18 protein-coding genes are annotated in these 18039 nt (G+C 66.2%); 14 read left to right on the forward strand and 4 right to left on the reverse strand.

Going from position 1 to position 18039, the window contains the following annotated elements:
• Positions 1–58 precede the first annotated feature (58 nt).
• From ABW18_RS00285 to proB, 8 genes are all read left to right on the forward strand, one after another.
• A complete protein-coding gene (locus ABW18_RS00285; protein ID WP_049697053.1) occupies positions 59–952 on the forward strand; it encodes an undecaprenyl-diphosphate phosphatase in 894 nt (297 codons plus the stop codon).
• Between the two features lie 242 nt (positions 953–1194).
• Positions 1195–1746, forward strand: coding sequence for a hypothetical protein (locus tag ABW18_RS00290; protein ID WP_053117310.1), 552 nt, complete (start codon positions 1195–1197; stop codon positions 1744–1746).
• Positions 1747–1843: 97 nt separating this feature from the next.
• Positions 1844–2260: a nucleoside-diphosphate kinase gene (gene ndk, locus ABW18_RS00295; protein WP_049697450.1), complete on the forward strand. Its 417-nt coding sequence runs from the start codon at positions 1844–1846 to the stop codon at positions 2258–2260.
• Positions 2261–2711: 451 nt separating this feature from the next.
• Positions 2712–6227: a translation initiation factor IF-2 N-terminal domain-containing protein gene (locus ABW18_RS00300; RefSeq protein WP_049697054.1), complete on the forward strand. Its 3516-nt coding sequence runs from the start codon at positions 2712–2714 to the stop codon at positions 6225–6227.
• A 279-nt stretch (positions 6228–6506) separates the two neighbouring features.
• A complete protein-coding gene (rplU, locus tag ABW18_RS00305) occupies positions 6507–6818 on the forward strand; it encodes a 50S ribosomal protein L21 (protein WP_005176586.1) in 312 nt (103 codons plus the stop codon).
• 64 nt (positions 6819–6882) lie between these two features.
• On the forward strand, positions 6883–7146 hold the full coding sequence (gene rpmA, locus ABW18_RS00310; RefSeq protein WP_005205054.1) for a 50S ribosomal protein L27: 264 nt from the start codon (positions 6883–6885) through the stop codon (positions 7144–7146).
• A 171-nt stretch (positions 7147–7317) separates the two neighbouring features.
• A complete protein-coding gene (obgE, locus tag ABW18_RS00315; RefSeq protein WP_049697055.1) occupies positions 7318–8775 on the forward strand; it encodes a GTPase ObgE in 1458 nt (485 codons plus the stop codon).
• Positions 8768–9883 (forward strand): glutamate 5-kinase, encoded by a 1116-nt coding sequence (proB, locus tag ABW18_RS00320; RefSeq protein ID WP_049697056.1) that lies wholly within the window; start codon positions 8768–8770, stop codon positions 9881–9883. The genes obgE and proB overlap by 8 nt, the downstream gene beginning before the upstream one ends.
• 30 nt (positions 9884–9913) lie before the next feature.
• Here proB and ABW18_RS00325 read toward each other — a convergent pair whose 3' ends face one another.
• The 4 genes from ABW18_RS00325 to ectA form a co-directional block, all read right to left on the reverse strand.
• Positions 9914–10798, reverse strand: coding sequence for a Sir2 family NAD-dependent protein deacetylase (locus ABW18_RS00325; RefSeq protein WP_049697057.1), 885 nt, complete (start codon positions 10796–10798; stop codon positions 9914–9916).
• Positions 10799–10940: 142 nt separating this feature from the next.
• Positions 10941–11366 carry an ectoine synthase gene (locus ABW18_RS00330; protein WP_049697058.1) on the reverse strand — a complete coding sequence of 142 codons (426 nt, stop codon included), beginning with the start codon at positions 11364–11366 and terminating at the stop codon, positions 10941–10943.
• Complete coding sequence (ectB, locus tag ABW18_RS00335) at positions 11363–12634, reverse strand: diaminobutyrate--2-oxoglutarate transaminase (RefSeq protein WP_049697059.1); 1272 nt, start codon at positions 12632–12634, stop codon at positions 11363–11365. The genes ABW18_RS00330 and ectB overlap by 4 nt, the downstream gene beginning before the upstream one ends.
• A gap of 266 nt (positions 12635–12900) precedes the next feature.
• Positions 12901–13428 (reverse strand): diaminobutyrate acetyltransferase, encoded by a 528-nt coding sequence (gene ectA / locus ABW18_RS00340; protein ID WP_049697060.1) that lies wholly within the window; start codon positions 13426–13428, stop codon positions 12901–12903.
• Between the two features lie 188 nt (positions 13429–13616).
• On the opposite strand from ectA, the gene rsmD reads away from it, so the two are divergent.
• The 6 genes from rsmD (at position 13617) to mutM (ending at position 18020) form a co-directional block, all read left to right on the forward strand.
• A complete protein-coding gene (gene rsmD / locus ABW18_RS00345) occupies positions 13617–14180 on the forward strand; it encodes a 16S rRNA (guanine(966)-N(2))-methyltransferase RsmD (RefSeq protein ID WP_049697061.1) in 564 nt (187 codons plus the stop codon).
• Positions 14177–14665 (forward strand): pantetheine-phosphate adenylyltransferase, encoded by a 489-nt coding sequence (coaD, locus tag ABW18_RS00350; protein WP_049697062.1) that lies wholly within the window; start codon positions 14177–14179, stop codon positions 14663–14665. Before rsmD ends, coaD begins: the two co-directional genes overlap by 4 nt.
• 174 nt (positions 14666–14839) lie before the next feature.
• Positions 14840–15676 carry a DivIVA domain-containing protein gene (locus tag ABW18_RS00355; RefSeq protein WP_387316192.1) on the forward strand — a complete coding sequence of 279 codons (837 nt, stop codon included), beginning with the start codon at positions 14840–14842 and terminating at the stop codon, positions 15674–15676.
• Between the two features lie 52 nt (positions 15677–15728).
• Positions 15729–16343 (forward strand): YceD family protein, encoded by a 615-nt coding sequence (locus tag ABW18_RS00360; protein ID WP_049697064.1) that lies wholly within the window; start codon positions 15729–15731, stop codon positions 16341–16343.
• 62 nt (positions 16344–16405) lie between these two features.
• Positions 16406–17125, forward strand: a complete 720-nt coding sequence (gene rnc, locus ABW18_RS00365; RefSeq protein WP_049697451.1) for a ribonuclease III — start codon at positions 16406–16408, stop codon at positions 17123–17125.
• A complete protein-coding gene (gene mutM / locus ABW18_RS00370; RefSeq protein WP_049697065.1) occupies positions 17118–18020 on the forward strand; it encodes a bifunctional DNA-formamidopyrimidine glycosylase/DNA-(apurinic or apyrimidinic site) lyase in 903 nt (300 codons plus the stop codon). The genes rnc and mutM overlap by 8 nt, the downstream gene beginning before the upstream one ends.
• Positions 18021–18039: the final 19 nt, after the last annotated feature.

Here is an 18039-nt window from a genome sequence, read left to right on the forward strand (position 1 = left end):
TTTCGCTACTGTGGCGTCCCGGAAGACAAGAACTTGTCGACGCTGAGGGGGCGCTGCCGTGACTGACCTGACCTATCCGCAAGCGGCGATACTCGGCCTTCTGCAGGGCGTCACCGAACTGTTTCCGGTGTCGAGTCTCGGGCATTCGATCCTCGTGCCCGCCTGGCTCGGTGGCGATTGGGCGAAACTGGTCACGGAGTCCAAGAGTTCGGGGCACACCCCGTTTCTGGCCTTCGTCGTCGCACTGCACGTCGCGACCGCACTGGCCCTGATCCTGTTCTACTGGCGCGACTGGGTGCGCATCGTCGCGGGCTTCATCCGATCGCTTCGTCACCGAAGCGTCGACGACGACAGCGACGCCCGCCTGGCGTGGCTGCTCATCGCGGGCACGATTCCGGTCGGTGTCGTGGGATTGATCGCAGAGAAGCCGCTACGCGTGCTGTTCGCGACCCCGCTGGCGGCGGCGATCCTGCTCTTCCTCAACGGACTGGTGCTGCTTACCACCGAGCTTTTGCGCAGGCGCCGTGGTCGAATCGGGCGACACTCCGTGGCCCGGCAGGCGCCGGCCCGGTCGGTCACGTCGCTGTCGATGAAAGAAGGTACGGCGATCGGGTCGGCTCAGATACTCGCGCTGTTCCCGGGGATCTCGCGCTCGGGATCGACGATTTCAGCGGGCCTCCTGCGAGGCCTCGATCACGAGGACGCCGCCCACTTCGCATTCCTGCTCGCCACGCCCGTCATCCTTGCCGCTGGGGTGCTCAAGATCCCCGAACTCTTCGGGCCGGACGGTCAGGGCATCGGGGGCCAGGTACTCGTCGGGTCGGTGTGCGCGTTTGTCGCGGCGTTCGCGGCTGTCGCATTTCTGGCAAAGTACTTCCACACGAGAACGCTGTATCCGTTCGTGGTCTATTGCCTCGCGGCGGGCGCGATCAGCATCGTGCACTTCGCCTGAGCGGCGTCGACGTTCCTTTGGCACCGCTGTAGGCCAGAAATGTGATGTATGCATCTTTGCATTCTGTGTGTGCTCTGTGACAATGACGGGGCGCAAGCGCCTGGGGACAATGGCAAGGCGCCCGCTCAGGGGGCGTGGTCGACGATCCTCAAGCCCCACGAAGAACCGATGACGCCTGGTAGCCGCCGGCAACGAGGTGTCCCATACGACGTCGAACACGTCATCACACCGAGAGGAGTCGCGTGACCTTTAGCGCACCGACCACCCGTATCAACCACACCGCAGCGAAGACATCGCGAAACCTTCGTCTCGCCGCGGCGACAGCAGCCTCGATGGCGCTGGTACCACTGGGTGTGATCAGCGCGCCGGAGGCAGTGGCCGCTCCCGAAAAGCCGACGCCCCAGTCCGTCGCTCCCCAGTCCGCCAATCCACAGTCGGCGACACCTCAATCGGTGGCGCCCTCCGCGCGGGGCGGTGCGTCGGACTCCGACATTCCGCTTCCGACGCCCGGACCGCCGATGCCTGTTCCGGGTGAGGCGTTCGGCTACCTCGCGACGCACGACCTCACCAAGCGCATGGACTCGATGAACCTGCCGCAGGCCGTCGCAGCACTGCCGGTGCCGGATTCCTATCGGCCAGCGAACCTGGCCTTCGCAGGCCAGTTCGACAGGGCGGTGACCGCGGCACTCGCCTCGCCGGGCGGATGCGTCCAGGTGATCATCAACTCGCACACCGCAGCGGGCAATCTCTTCGACTACGGATTCTTCCCGATCGAGCCCAAATACTGCCCCTGACGGACAAGTACTGCCCCTGACCGATTAGTAGTACCCGCCCGGCTGCGAATCACGAGGTCGGGGTGGCGTGCGGGCGTCGGGTCGCTACAGTGTGCTCGTGACTGAACGGACTCTGGTACTCATCAAGCCCGACGGCGTTTCGCGTTCGCTCGTCGGCGACATCCTCGCCCGCATCGAGCGCAAAGGCCTGACCTTCGCGGCACTCGAGCTCAAAAACGTCAGCGACGACCTCGCGGCCAAGCACTACGCGGAGCACGAGGGCAAGCCCTTCTATCCGTCGCTGGTCGAGTTCATCACGTCGGGTCCGCTGGTCGCGGCCGTGCTCGAGGGGCCGCGTGCTGTTGCCGCGTTCCGTCAGATCGCGGGCGGAACCGACCCCGTGGAGAAGGCCGTACCGGGCACGATCCGCGGCGATTACGCGCTCAGCACCCAGTACAACCTCGTCCACGGATCGGACTCGCCGGAATCGGCGGAGCGTGAGATCGCGCTCTGGTTTCCCGCACTGAACGACTGAGCAAGAACCCGCGTAGCCCAGCGCGCGTCGGCGGTTGTCAAGCCGCTGACGCGCGCTTTATCGCATAGTTTGCGGGATATGTCGCACCGTGTGGGATACTTGCTTGGTTATCGCGAACACACTCTGCTCGTGATGACGACGATGGCGTTCGGCGTCGGACACAGCAGTGGAGATTGTTGCCCATGGCGGCAATCCGCACAGCGCCCGTTCGGCAGATCGCTTTCCCCATCGACGTCGAGAACAGACTCGACGGGCGGCCCAGGCCGTCACGCATGGCGTGGAAGGCATGACGGATCTCATCACCCAGCAAGAGCGCAACCTGCGGAGTCCGGACAACGGAACACCAGGAGCGCGGAGACCATATAACACCGGTCCGCACAGGACCGGGACACACGAGAGACCCCCGCGTGGCCGCCGACAATGTCGCGCCCGGGGGTTCAAGGAGACATCAGTGACCGACAACGGGTCGCCGATCGACGCGAACGCTGCGTCAGGCTCGGCGGAGGATTTTCCCAGCAAGCTTCGGGTGCACGCGCTGGCGCGCACGCTCGGCCTCACGAGTAGGCAGGTGCTTGCGCACCTCACCGAGCTGGGCTGGCCCAGCCGGAGTGCTCAGTCGAGCGTCGAACGCAGCATGGCGCAAGCCGTCGCCGACCGTGTACGCAACGACGTCGAGGTCGACGACGCCGCGGTACCCGCCGAGGCGGCCGATTCCGCATCGGAGCAGGCACCCTCGACGGCAGAACCAACAGGGCCCGCCGAAGCTTCTGACCAGGGCGAACCTGCGAGCACGCCGGAGGCCGGCGGCGCGGAAAGTGCCGACGCCGCAGGTAACGCTGCGGCCGTAGACGAGGCGCCCGTCGACGCCGCACCGGACAGCGACGCAGCAGACGTCACGGTGTCCGAGGTGTCTGCACCCGCCGACGCAGCGGCCGAGGCGGCCGACGTCGAGCCGAGCGCACAGGCGCATGCTCCGCACACTCTCTCGCTCTTCTCGGCGATCGAGACCGAGAAGCCGCAGGTCGCGGCGCCTGCCGAGGAGATCGCCGCCAGCCCGCTCTTCCTTCCCCCGCAGCCCGCCGCCGCGTCTGACGCACCCAGCGGCCGCCACCGTAAGAGCAGTGACGACTCTGCGTCGGATGGTTCGCAGCGTGGCGCCAAGAGTGGTCGGCCGACGTCTGAGCGTTCCGCGCCGAACGCGACCGACGAGAGTGCCGAGGACTCCTCGGACTCCGGCAACAACGCCGGCTCCGATGACAGCGAAGGCTCCGACAACGGGAGCTCCGGCGACGACAGTGGCCGTAATCGTCGACGTCGTCGTGGCAGGCGTGGTCGTGGCCGCGGTCGCGGCGATCAGAACGAGCGTGACCAGAACGAGGACACCGACTCGTCGGACGATTCCGACCAGTCTGATTCTGATCGGTCCGATTCCGATCTTTCCGACTCCGATCATTCGGATTCTCAGTCGGACAACGATCGACCCGCGGGCAAGAAGCGGAAGAAGTCCGGCAAGGGCAAGCCAGCAGAGGGCAAGAACTCAGCGGGCAACAGCGGTCAGGGCGAGAGTCAGGATGACGGGCGCGGGCAGGGCCCGGGTTCGGCAGACGATTCCAACGCCGCGGACGATTCCGCCGACAAGGGCGACAATCAGGCCGACGGCAACGCCGACGACTCGGATGATGCCGAATCCGGAGACGGATCGTCGACCAAGCGCCGCAGGCGCCGTCGTCGCCGTAAGGGTGGAGCAGAATCCGACGACTCATCGTCGCCCGACGATCCGCCGAACACCGTCGTCCACGAGCGGGAGCCGCGCAGCAAGCGTGCCCGCGACGAGGTGCAGGGGATTTCGGGGTCGACGCGCCTCGAGGCCAAGCGCCAGCGACGTCGCGACGGTCGGGACGCGGGGCGTCGTCGACCACCGATTCTGAGTGAGTCGGAGTTCCTCGCGCGCCGCGAGGCCGTCGACCGGGTGATGGTCGTGCGTGAGCGCAGCGCCAACGTTCGACTCTCGCAGTCCGACGAGCATGATCACGTCACTCCCGTCGAGGACTACACGCAGGTCGCCGTGCTCGAAGATGGTGTGCTCGTCGAGCACTTCGTCACCACGGAGACGTCGTCGTCGATGGTCGGCAACATCTACATCGGGCGCGTGCAGAACGTGCTGCCCGGCATGGAGGCCGCGTTCGTCGACATCGGTCGCGGTCGCAACGGCGTTCTCTACGCGGGTGAGGTCAACTGGGACGCTGCCGGACTCGACGGCGGGTCGCGCAAGATCGAACAGGCCCTCAAACCGGGTGATCCGGTGCTCGTGCAGGTCAGCAAGGACCCTGTCGGTCACAAGGGTGCTCGCTTGACCACGCAGATCTCGCTGGCTGGTCGCTACCTGGTCTACGTGCCGGGTGGAACGTCGACCGGCATCAGCCGCAAGCTTCCCGACGTCGAGCGCAAGCGGCTCAAGCAGATCCTCGCCAAGCTCGTCCCCGACGATGCCGGCGTCATCATCCGCACCGCGTCGGAGGGTGTCAGCGCCGACGACCTCGCTGCCGACATCGAGCGACTCGAGAAGCAGTGGAAGTCGATCGACGAGGCGTTCGGCAAGGCCAACAAGGGATCGGTGTCGCCGCGCGCGCTCTACGAGGAGCCGGACCTGCTGGTCCGCGTGGTCCGCGACCTGTTCAACGAGGACTTCAAGAAGCTCGTCGTCGAAGGCGACAAGGCGTGGAACCTCGTCGAGGGATACGTCAGTTCGGTCGCGCCCGACCTCATGGATCGGGTGGAGCGCTTCGAGCGTCCGCGCGCCGACGCACCCGACTCCTTCGTCGTGCACCGCATCGACGAGCAACTCGCCAAGGCACTCGACCGCAAGGTGTGGCTGCCGTCGGGCGGCACGCTGATCATCGAGCACACCGAGGCGATGACCGTCGTCGACGTCAATACGGGCAAGTTCACCGGCTCCGGGGGCAACCTCGAGGAGACGGTGACCCGCAACAACCTCGAGGCAGCGGAAGAGATCGTGCGGCAGATGCGTCTGCGCGATATCGGCGGCATGATCATCGTCGACTTCATCGACATGGTGCTCGAATCCAACCGCGACCTGGTGCTGCGTCGACTCACGGAGGCCTTGTCGCGCGATCGCACGCGCCACCAGGTGTCCGAGGTGACGTCGCTGGGCCTCGTGCAGATGACGCGTAAGCGACTCGGTACTGGACTTCTCGAAGCGTTCTCCACAACCTGCACGACGTGCGGCGGCCGCGGGATCATCGTGCATTCGAGTCCTGTCGAGGTGACGTCCGACGACGGCGGAAAGTCGGAGAACACCGGCTCGAAGCGCTCGCGGCGCAGCAAGAAGAAGGCGGAGCCGGTCGAGCAGAAGCCTGCTCACAACCCGGCCGAGCATCCGATGTTCCGCGCGATGGCGGCCCACACGCACGACGAGGACGGCGAGGTCATCGACGTCGAGGCAGTCGTCGTGGAGGACGAGGCGTCGTCGGATACCTCGGCAGACGCGCAGTCGGCGGGAGAGAGCGCCCAGTCGACGGGACAGGACGCCCAGTCGACGGGACAGGACGCCCAGTCGGCGGGAGAGAGCGCCCAGTCGGCGGGACAGGACGCCCAGTCGGCGGGAGAGAGCGCCCAGTCGGCGGGAGAGAGCGCCCAGTCGGCGGGACAGGACGCCCAGTCGGCGGGACAGGACGCCCAGTCGGCGGGAGAGAGCGCCCAGTCGGCGGGAGAGAGCGCCCAGTCGACGAACGGAGTCGAGGCGCCGAAGCGTCGTCGCCGTGCGGTTCGTCGGGCGGCGTCGCCGACCGGAGCGGCCGAGCCGGTGGTTCTCGCAGACGACGCGCCCACGAGTGCGCCGTTGACCACGTTCGGCCCGGTCTCGTCGGCGCCGACGACCGTCGCGGTGCGGCGTCGACCACGTAGGCGCACGGCCGGACGTCCGGCTGGACCGCCTGTGGAGGACTGACCACCACGTCGGCAGGTCCGGCATGGTATGGCGAGTTTGACCCAGCGGTGACCGGTCCCGTAATCTTGATTGGTCGCCTTCCGCGGAGGGTTCGAGCTGTGCCGGTCATGCGATAAGCACTGCTGACGAGACCCGCGGACAGGCCCTCTGGTGTGATCCGTGAGCATCCTGGGCAGCAATGCCTGATGCCGTGCGGCCCGCACCGGGACGCACACACCCACAACGCTCGTGCGCGACGGACGCGCACCGAGCCCGATGATGAGTAAGAGGACAGCTTCGATGGCAACGTACGCGATCGTCAAGACCGGCGGTAAGCAGTACAAGGTCGCTGAGGGCGACATTGTGAAGGTCGAGAAGATCGACAGCGAGCCCGGCAGCAGCGTGAGCCTGCCCGTGGCGCTTGTCGTCGACGGCTCGACCCTGACCACCGACGCGGACAAGCTCGCGAAGATCTCGGTCACCGGCGAGGTGGTCGAGCACGTCAAGGGCCCCAAGATCCGCATCCACAAGTTCAAGAACAAGACCGGCTACCACAAGCGCCAGGGCCACCGTCAGAAGCTGACGGTCCTCAAGGTCACCGGTATCAAGTAATTTCCGGGGCCCAGCCCCTGATCCCTAAACTGCAACACACTCAGGTAGCCAGGAGGACGAGAAAATGGCACACAAGAAGGGCGCGTCCAGTTCGCGCAACGGTCGCGATTCCAACGCGCAGCGCCTCGGCGTGAAGCGCTTCGGTGGCCAGCAGGTCAGCGCCGGCGAGATCCTGATCCGCCAGCGCGGCACCAAGTTCCACCCGGGCGTCAACGTCGGTCGCGGTGGCGACGACACCCTGTTCGCTCTCGAGTCGGGCGCGGTGCAGTTCGGCACCAAGCGCGGCCGCAAGACCGTGAACATCGTTCCGGAGACCGCACAGGCCTGACCTAGCGGTTTTCGAGCACAGCTCTCAACGACAGGGCGGGCCAGGGGCATATGCACCCGGCCCGCCCTGTTGTATTTCTACAACGGGGTTGTATTTCTACAACGAGAAGATCAGGTTCGACGGCCCGACAGCGCGACCCGCGCTTTCGGCCCACGAACGAGAAAGGACGTCATGTCGCGGTTTGTCGACCGGGTGACGATTCACGTCGCTGCGGGCAATGGTGGCCACGGCTGTTCGTCGGTGCATCGGGAGAAGTTCAAGCCGCTCGGCGGCCCAGACGGTGGCAACGGGGGCAACGGTGGTTCCGTGACGCTCGTCGTCGACCCGCAGGTGCACACGCTGCTCGATTTCCATTTCCGGCCGCACGCCAAGGCGGGTAACGGGACGCCCGGCATGGGCGATCACCGTAGCGGTGCCAATGGCGATGATCTGATCCTCCACGTGCCGGATGGCACCGTCGTGCTCGATGAGAACGGGACGATCCTTGCCGACCTGGTCGGGGAAGGGACGACGTTCGACGCCGCTTCGGGCGGACGAGGCGGACTCGGCAACGCGGCGCTGGCATCCAAGGCGCGCAAGGCGCCGGGCTTCGCGCTCCTCGGTGAGGAGGGGCAGCACCGTGATCTCGTTCTCGAACTGAAGTCCGTCGCCGACGTCGGACTCGTGGGCTTCCCGTCGGCGGGCAAGTCGTCGCTGGTGTCGGTGCTCTCGGCGGCCAAGCCGAAGATCGCCGACTACCCGTTCACCACACTGCAACCCAATCTCGGCGTCGTGCAGACCGCCGGTGGTGTGTTCACCATCGCCGACGTCCCGGGGCTGATTCCCGGCGCATCGAGTGGCCGAGGGCTCGGGCTGGAATTCCTACGGCATCTCGAACGCTGCGCGGTGCTCGCGCACGTCGTCGACCTCGCCACGCTGGAACCGGGCCGTGATCCGATCTCCGATATCGACGCGCTCGAAGCCGAGCTCGCGGCGTACGAACCCGCTCTGCACACCGATCACGGCCTCGGCGACCTCGCCGAGCGCCCGCGTGTGGTGATCCTGAACAAGACCGACGTGCCCGAGGCCAACGAACTGGCCGATCTCGTCGAACCCGAACTCGCAGAACGCGGTTGGCCCGTCTTCCGGATCTCCGCGGTCGCGCATCAGGGGCTCAAGGAACTGACCGACGCGCTCGCCGCGATGGTCGACGAGTACCGCGAGGCGCATCCGAAGCCTGTTGCACGCCGCGCCGTGATCCGTCCGAAGGCCGTCGACGACAGTGGCTTCACGGTCGTCGCCGATCCCGCGACGCCCGGTGGTTTCATCGTGCGGGGTACGCGGCCGGAGCGGTGGATCGCGCAGACACAGTTCGACAACGACGAGGCCGTCGGCTACCTCGCCGACCGTCTCAACCGTCTCGGCGTCGAGGACGAACTCGTCCGTCTCGGTGCGGAGCCGGGCGCGCCGGTCACCATCGGCGACGTCAGCTTCGATTGGGAGCCGACGACCCCGATGGGCGACGATGTGCCGATCACGGGGCGCGGCACCGACATTCGGCTTGATCGGTCGGAGCGTGTCGGCGCTGCCGAGCGTAAGGAAGCGCGACGTCTGCGTCGTGGGCTGCAAGATGAGACCGACGGTGAGTGACGTCCGCGAATCGATCGCTGCGGCTCGCAGCATCGTCGTGAAGATCGGATCGTCAGCGATCACCGACCTCGACAGCGGTCTCGACCGTGACCGGCTCGACAAACTCACCGATGCGCTCGAAGCGCGCATGCGAGCGGGCTCGGACGTCATCGTGGTGTCGTCGGGCGCCATCGGCGCGGGCATTGCGCCGCTCGGCCTGAAGAAGCGACCGACCGACCTCGCCACCAAACAGGCCGCGGCAAGCGTCGGCCAGTTGGCGTTGGCGCACGCGTGGGGCACGTCGTTTCACCGGTATGGCCGGACCGTCGGTCAGGTGCTGCTGACTGCCGACGACATCTCCAACCGCGCCCATCACGCGAATGCGCAACGGACGCTCAACCGCCTGCGCACGCTGCACGCCGTGGCCGTCGTCAATGAGAACGACACGGTGGCCACCAACGAGATTCGCTTCGGAGACAACGACCGTCTGGCCGCGCTCGTAGCGCACCTCGCGGGCGCCGATGCCCTCATGTTGCTCTCCGACGTCGACGGGCTCTACGACGGCGATCCGCGCAAGGTCGGACCCGACGGTGAGCGTGCGCGCTTCATCGACGAGGTCAACGGGCCCGAGGATCTCGACGGTGTGATCGCGGGCTCCGGTGGCACGCTGGGCACCGGCGGCATGGCGTCGAAGCTGGCCGCGGCGCGACTGTCGGCCGACGCGGGCGTTCCGGTCCTGCTGGCCGCCGCCGCTGACGCCGACCGCGCGCTCGGCGACGGATCGGTCGGCACAGTGTTCGCGGCGAGGCCGGAACGCTTGTCCGCCAGGCGTTTCTGGGTCAGGCACGCCGCGGACGCGCGCGGACAGATCGTGCTCGACGACGGCGCCGTCGCGGCTGTCGCACGCAAGCGACGTTCGCTGCTCGGTGCGGGGGTCGTCGGGGTGCGCGGGCGCTTCTACGACGGCGATGTCGTCGAATTGGTCGACACCGCAGGCACTCTGCGCGCACGCGGCGTCAGTAGCTATGACTCCGACGACGTCGCCCGGATGGTCGGCCGGTCGACGTCGGAACTACCGAATGAGTTGCACCGCCCCGTGATTCACGCCGACGACCTGGTTGCCGTCTGAGTCGATCAGGCAGTCGGGTCTATCCGGCCATCAGGCCGCCAGCGGGGTGAGTTCGGCCAGCACCTCGGCGCAGTAGTGATCGATCTTGAGGTCGGCGATGTCGTCGGCGCGCGTGATGCCGCGGTTGATCACCACGAGAGGCTTACCGGTGCGGTGTGCGTGCCGGGCGAATCGTAACCCTGACATCACGGTGAGCGACGAGCCGATGACGATCATCGCGTCGGCGTCGTCGACTGCCGAGAACGCTTGTTGCACGGTGGTTTTCGACGCATTCTCGCCGAAGTAGACGATGTCGGGCTTGAGGGTTCCACCGCACGTCGAGCAGTCGGCGACGACGAAGTCGCTCGTGTCGTCGAGTGTCACGTCGGCGTCCGGTGCCACCTCGATCGCGCCGCGACCGGAGACGCGATCCACGAATCCCGGATTGAGCGATTCAAGCGTGTCGGCGAGGCGTCGGCGAGAAATCGTCTCTCCGCAGTCGAGGCAGCGCACACGTCCATAGCAGCCGTGCAGTTCGATCACCCCGCGTGTACCCGCCTTGGTGTGCAGCATGTCGACGTTCTGCGTGATGACCGTCGTCAGTGTACCGCGGCGTTGGAGGTCGGTGAGCGCACGATGCGACGCGTTGGGCCGCGCGGCGTCCATATGGCGCCAGCCCAGATGGTTGCGCGCCCAATAGTGGCGTCGGAAGTCCGGTGACGACAGGAACATCTCCAAGGTCATCGGCGTCCGGACCGGCGCGCCCGGGCTGCGGTAATCGGGGATGCCCGAGTCCGTGGAGATACCCGCGCCGGTCAGCGCGACGACGCGTCGGCCGTCGAGCAGTCGGCGCATGTGGTCGACGCGGGCGTCGAGGTCGTCGTCGAGAGGTGTCGGTTCGGCCGGCGTCCAGCCGATCTGTAACCGAGTGCGCATACATCCAGGCTAGCGCCGTTTCGCCGACCGGCGGTGCCAGACGAGGCTCCGGAAGGCACAGGCCGGACGGCACAGACGCCTGCGGGCCCCGGCCTCCTGGTGGGGGAGTGCGGGGCCCGCAGGCGAAATGTTGCTCGTGCGATCAGGCGTTCGCGTGCTTGCCGTTCGGTTGCTCCGGGACGGTGACGAGCGGGTAGATGCCGTTCTCGTCATGCACCTCGGTGCCGACCACGGGAGGGTTGAACACGCAGAGCATGCGCATCTGCGTCTCGGCCGTCACGGTGTGGCGCTCGTGTCCGTTGAGCAGGTACATCGACCCGGCGGCCAGGGGATAGGTCTGCCCGGTCTCACGATCGAGCAGGGTTCCCTCGCCCTCCACCAGCCACACCGCTTCGATGTGGTTGGCGTAGTGGAACTCGTTGACGCTGCCGGCGTTGATGGTGGTCTCGTGGAACGAGAACCCGACGCCGTCGCCGCCGAGGACGATGCGCTTGGACACCCAGTTGCCCTTGGGGTCGGCGACCTCGCGCTCGGTGCCGGTGATTTCGTTGGTGGTACGTACGATCATGCGATCACCTCCTCCACGGAATCGACGAGAATGCCGAGTCCGCGGTCAAGTTCTTCGGTGGAAATGGTAAGTGGCGGAAGAAGTTTCACAACCTCGTCCGACGGTCCCGACGTCTCGGCGAGCAGTCCGGACCCGAAGGCCCGCGCACATGCCTTGGCCGCGAGCGTCGGCTCGTCGAAGACGAGGCCGCGCACCATGCCGCGTCCTCGCGTCGACAAACCTTCGTGGCGTTCCGACAGCGTCGAGAAAACTTCGTCGATCTGGCGTCCCTTGCGGTGGACGTCGCGAGTGAGCTGGTCGTCGGACCAGAACTCGTTGATGGCCTTGGTGGCCGTGATGAACGCGGGGTTGTTGCCGCGGAACGTGCCGTTGTGCTCGCCGGGCGCCCAGACGTCGAGGTCCCGACGGATCAGCACGAGCGCCATCGGCAGTCCGTAACCGCTGATCGACTTCGACATGGTGACGATGTCGGGCTTGATACCTGCCTCCTCGAACGAGAAGAACTCACCCGTACGCCCGCAGCCCATCTGGACGTCGTCGACGATGAGCAGGATGTCGCGGCGCTTGCACAACTCGGCGAGCCCACGCAGCCACTCGGCGCGCGCGACGTTGACGCCGCCCTCACCCTGGACCGTCTCGACGATGACGGCGGCCGGGGTGTTCAACCCACTGCCGGAGTCCTCGAGCACACGCTCGAACCAACTGAAGTCCTCGACGGTGCCGTCGAGGTAGTTGTCGAAGGGCATCGGCGTGGCGTGCACCAGCGGGATGCCCGCGCCTGCGCGCTTCATCGAGTTGCCGGTCACTGAGAGCGATCCCAGCGTCATGCCGTGAAAAGCATTGGTGAAGCTGACGATCGACTCGCGGCCGGTGACCTTGCGAGCCAGCTTCAGTGCCGACTCGACGGCGTTGGTGCCGGTCGGTCCGGGGAACTGGACCTTGTAGTCGAGGTCACGGGGCGCCAGGATCTTGTCGTGGAACGTCTCCAGGAACTGCCCCTTGGCGACGGTCGCCATGTCGAGCCCGTGGGTGATGCCGTCCGCCGAGATGTACTCGAGGAGAGCCTCTTTCAGGACCGGATGGTTGTGACCGTAGTTCAAGGCGCCTGCGCCCGCGAAGAAGTCGAGGTATTCGCGGCCTTCGGTGTCGGTGATCCACGAGCCACGTGCGCGACCGAACACGGTCGGCCAGTTGCGGCAGTAGCTGCGGACCTCGGACTCGTTCTGGGCGAAGACCGAGTCGTCGATGGTGGTGTCGAGAAGTTGCATCGTGCTTCCTCCAATGTGGGAAAACTCTGTGCCACAGTCACTTCGGAGCGAAGCTCTCGAGAAGTGCTGTGGGGACGCACATGTACGCGTTCACGTTCGCGGCGCGCCACTGTTCGACGCGTGCGGGTTGTGTTCGGGCGCAACGGCTCTCCGTCGCGGATGGTCTCGCCGACGACCGTTCGTCGGAAGCCGGCGTTAGCCGCTACCAGCGAGAACGCGCCGGCGGGAAACACTCCCACCGGTGAAAGAACCCCGCGCAAGAAGTACTAGGGCTCGCCGACCTTCGGCTCGAGCATGTAGAGATCCTCCGGCTGGTGCGCATCCGGGAAATCGTCGACGGCGAACAGGTCACGGCGAACGAAGTCCAAGCCGCGATCTCGTGCGACCGACGCGAAAAGACGTTGGGACGCAACGTTGTCGGGACTGATGGTGGTGTGCATGGCCACCACCGAACTGCGCCGGACACGATCGAACAACTGGTGCAGCATCTTTGCTGCGATTCCGTGGCCGCGGAAATCGTCGTCGACGGCGACCTGCCAGACCATCAGGGTCGACGGATCAGCCGGGCGTCGATAGCCGGTGACGAAACCTACTGCGCGGCCGCCGACTTCGGCGACAATCGAGGTGTCGGCGTAGTCGTGGCACCACAGCACATAGGCGTAGCTCGAGTTGACGTCGAGAACCTGTGAATCCGAGGCAATTTCCCAGAGTCTGGTTCCGTCGGACACCGTCGGCGTCCGATAGTCGATCGTCAGGACAGTTGATGGGGCCGTTCTCGTTGAGGAGGGGCTCATAACGTTCCTGACGTTAACAATGTGTGTCGGCGAAGTCATGCTGCTGTCGGAATCGGACACCGAAACCCCGGCGTCGGCGCTGTTCAACACCTGATTGTGATAGGGGTCACGTTTGTGTGATTTGTCGGTGTCGGACGGCCGAGACCCGGCGTTCTCCTCGGGCGGGTATCGCGAGCAGAATACGAACGATGACGAGGATCATCGCAGGCGCTCTCGGTGGGCGACGGCTGACCGTGCCCGACGACGGCACCCGCCCGACCTCCGACAGGGTGCGCGAGGCGCTGTTCAGTGCGCTCGCCGCGCGCATCGACTTCGACGACGCCCGTGTCCTCGACCTCTATGCGGGCTCGGGGGCGCTCGCGATCGAGGCCCTCTCGCGCGGTGCGGCGTCGGCCGTCCTGGTGGACAGTCGAAAGCGGGCCACCTCGGTCATCGCCGCGAACCTGCGCTCGCTCGATCTGTCCGGTCGCTCGGACGTGGTGACCTCCTCGGTCGGGTCGTATCTTGCCGCATCGAGAGCAGGCAAGCCGTTCGACCTGGTGTTCTCCGACCCTCCGTACGCGCTGGACACGGCAGACGTCGAGGCCGATCTCGGGCGCCTGAGCTCCGACGGATGGCTCGCGGACGACGCGCTCGTCGTCGTCGAACGCGATGCGCGATCGTCGCCGCCGACGTGGCCCGAGGAGTTCGACCTCATCGTGGAGAAGGTCTACGGAGAGACGCGCGTGGAGATCGGTAGGTTTACGCCATGAGCAGCGCAGTGATTCCAGGTTCCTTCGACCCGTTCACCAGGGGACATCGGTACATCGTCGAACGCGCGGCGTCGGCCTTCGACGAGATCGTGGTTCTCGTGGTGGTCAATCCCAACAAACACGGACTGTTCAGCATCGACGAGCGCATCGCGTTGATCGAAGAGGACTGTGCCGATCTGCCCAACGTCCGTGTCGACCGATGGACCGGTCTGCTCGTCGACTATCTGACCGAGAAGAACATCGGAGTCCTGGTGAAGGGGCTGCGCTCGGGCGTCGACTTCGACTACGAACTGCCGATGGCACAGATGAATCGCGAGCTCGCCGACGTCGAGACGGTCTTCATGATCACCGATCCGCGCTTCGCCCACGTCTCGAGTTCGCTGGTCAAAGAGGTGGCGAAGCTCGGTGGCGACGCGTCGCCGTACCTCGCACCGCACATCCACCGTCGCCTCGAGGCGGTCCTGGCGGGGGAGCGGACCGTCTGACGTTCGCTACTGACGCAGCGTCACAATCGTCACAGGCGACACGCCCATATCATCCGGCTCCATAATCCCAGCGATCACATTCGGCACAATAGTCACATCAGTCTCAGGCGGACCCGCGTCACCACGACACAGGTCTCACTGACAAGTAATGGCATGAGCCGGATTGGGGTAGCTGTGTACCGGGTATTTGAAGCTCTCGACGAACTCGTGGCCATCGTCGAAGAGGCACGAAGTGTTCCCATGACGGCCGGCTGTGTCGTGCCGCGTGGTGATGTCCTCGAGCTGCTCGACGACATCAAGGACTCGATTCCGGGCGAGCTCGACGACGCTCAGGACGTGCTCGATCAGCGCGAAAACATGCTCGGCGATGCCGCCGATCACGCCGACAAGGTCGTGACCACCGCGGAGTCGGAGTCCGACGCCATGCTCGCGCACGCCCGTGCCGAAGCCGACCGCCTCCTGGCCGACGCGAAGGCGCAGGCCGACCGGATGGTCGACGAGGCCAGCGCGCACGGCAAGAACCTGGTCGACGAGGCCAGCGCGGAAGCCCACCGGCTGTCGACCAGCGCGGCACGCGAGTTCGACGCCGTGACCGGACGTGCACGTGCCGAGGCACAGCGGACCATCGACTCGGCCAACAACACCTACGACAAGTCCGTCGCCGACGGCATCGCCGAGCAGCAGCGCCTGGTCTCGGAGACCGAGGTCGTCGCGGCGGCGAAGTCGGAGGCCGAGCGGATCATCGACGCCGCACACGCCGAGGCCGATCGACTGCGTGGCGACTGCGATGTGTACGTCGATGAGAAGCTCGCCGAGTTCGAGGAGATCCTCACCGGGACCCTGCGCTCGGTCAACCGCGGACGCCACCAGTTGCGTACCGGCGCGGGCATGCACGACTACGTCGAATACCCGCGCAGCGTCGACGACGCAGGTGCTCGTCGGACGAGTGCTGAGCAGGCGCGATCGGGTTCGGCGGACCTGCACGACCACAGCTCGCCGCTCGCGGTCTGAGCGGCGCGCCGGGTCGTTCGATGAATGACCTGGTCGGGCGTATGGTGCACATGTGGCCGAGAATGCAGTGACTCAAGGTGCGCAAGCGCAGCGCGATCCCTTCGTCCTCGACATCCGATCGTTGGGCAGGCGTCCGGGGACGATGGAGGAGATCCATCGCACGGTCGTCGCTCCCAATCGGATCGGCGTGGAGATGATCGCGATACCCGCGGATTCCGACGTCGACCTCGACTTACGGCTGGAATCGGTGTCGGAGGGCGTGTTGGTCACCGGCACCGTCTCCGGCGAGACCGAGGGCCAATGTGTGCGTTGTCTGGAACCGGTCGACGGCACGGTGACCGTGTTCCTGACCGAGCTGTACGCCTACCCCGACAGTGAGACCGAGCAGACGACCGACTCCGAGGACATCCATCGGATCGTCGACGACAGGATCGACCTCGAGCAGGCCGTCATCGACGCCGTTGCGCTCGAACTCCCGATGTCACCGCTGTGCAGTGAGGACTGCGCAGGCCTCTGCAGTGAATGCGGTGTCCGGCTCGCCGTCGCGGAGCCCGGACACTCTCACGAGATCATCGATCCCCGCTGGGCCAAGCTCGCTGACAAGCTCGGCTCGCTGGAGCAGAAGGAGTCGCAGGACTCCGACAGCGGCGAACGGGGCTCGGCGTGACCGGTGTCGACGACGCGGCGTCGCCTGCACCTCACGGAGGCAGCAACGATGCCGTCGCTTCTCTGGGTGCCGACTCCGCGGGTGTCGCATCGTTGCTGGAAGCGCTCGGCACGCCGATCGCGGATGAACTGCTCACACTCGCGCTGACCCACCGCTCGTATGCGTACGAGAACGGGGGGCTGCCGACCAATGAGCGGCTGGAATTCCTCGGCGATTCGGTGCTCGGTGTGGTGATCACCGAGCGGCTCTACCTGCGGTACCCCGATCGTCCCGAGGGTGAGCTGGCCAAGATCCGGGCGAGCGTCGTCAACATGCACGCGCTGGCCGACGTCGCGCGCGGCCTCGGCGAGGGCGGCCTCGGTCGTCACCTCTTCCTCGGGCGCGGCGAAGAGATGACCGGCGGCCGCGACAAGGATTCGATTCTGGCAGATGGCCTCGAATCGCTTTTCGGCGCAATGTATCTCGACCACGGCCTGGAGACCTCGCAGCGCATCATCCTCGACCTCTTCGACGAGATCCTCGACCGCGCAGGCCAACTCGGCGCGGGACTCGACTGGAAGACCTCGCTGCAGGAGCTGGCCGCCGAGCGTGGCTACGGACCCCCGCAGTACCAGATCAGCTCGACGGGTCCCGATCACAGCAAGGAGTTCACCGCGCGTGCGGTGATCGCAGGCGAAGAACTCGGTGAAGGTGTGGGACGCACCAAGAAGGAAGCCGAGCAGAAGGCCGCATCTCTGGCATGGCAGGCGCTCACCGAGCGTGACGCCGTGAGCGATGCCTGAACTTCCCGAAGTCGAGACCGTACGTGCCGGTCTCGAGAAGCATGTCGTCGGGCGCACGATCACCGACGTGGAGGTCCTCCACCCGCGAGCCGTCCGCAGACACGTCGGCGATGCACCCGATCTGATCGGAAGGCTCAGGGGCGCAACGATTCTCGCTGCGCGTCGACGTGGAAAGTACCTGTGGCTCGACGTTGAGGCGCCCCGCGGCGTCGACCGGTTCGCGCTCGTCGTCCACCTAGGCATGAGCGGGCAGATGCTGGTCGCCCGTGTCGGCGCACCCGACCACACGCATCTGCGGGTGCGCGCAACTCTCGACGACGGCAACGAGTTGAGGTTCGTCGACCAACGGACCTTCGGCGGGTGGCACCTCGACGACTATGTCGACGCCGAGTCTGCCGACGTCGACACCGAACTGCCCGGCGACCCGGCGTCGCTGCCGCGCTCGATTGCCCATATCGCGCCCGACCCGTTCGACTCCGGGTTCGACAGGGACGAGGTGGTGCGTCGAATGCGTGGAAAGCACACAGAGGTCAAGCGCGCACTGCTCGACCAGTCGCTGATCTCCGGCGTCGGAAACATCTACGCCGACGAGGCCCTGTGGCGAGCGCGGCTGAACGGCGCGCGCGTCACCGATGGAATTTCGCGACGCAAGCTCGCCGAGTTACTCGACGCCGCGACGGCGGTGATGAGCGACGCGTTGGCGGTGGGCGGCACGTCGTTCGACGCGCTGTACGTGAACGTCAACGGACAGTCGGGCTACTTCGAGCGTTCGTTGAACGCCTACGGCCGGGCGGGCCAGCCGTGCCGGAGATGCGGGACGCTGATGCGGCGTGAGGAGTTCATGAACCGGGGCTCGTTCTTCTGTCCGAAGTGCCAGCCCAGGCCTCGGCAGTAACGGTTCATTGCGCGCAGTA

Origin of the sequence: Gordonia jacobaea (genome assembly GCF_001186365.1) — a bacterium.
Taxonomy (GTDB): Bacteria; Actinomycetota; Actinomycetes; order Mycobacteriales; family Mycobacteriaceae; genus Gordonia; species Gordonia jacobaea.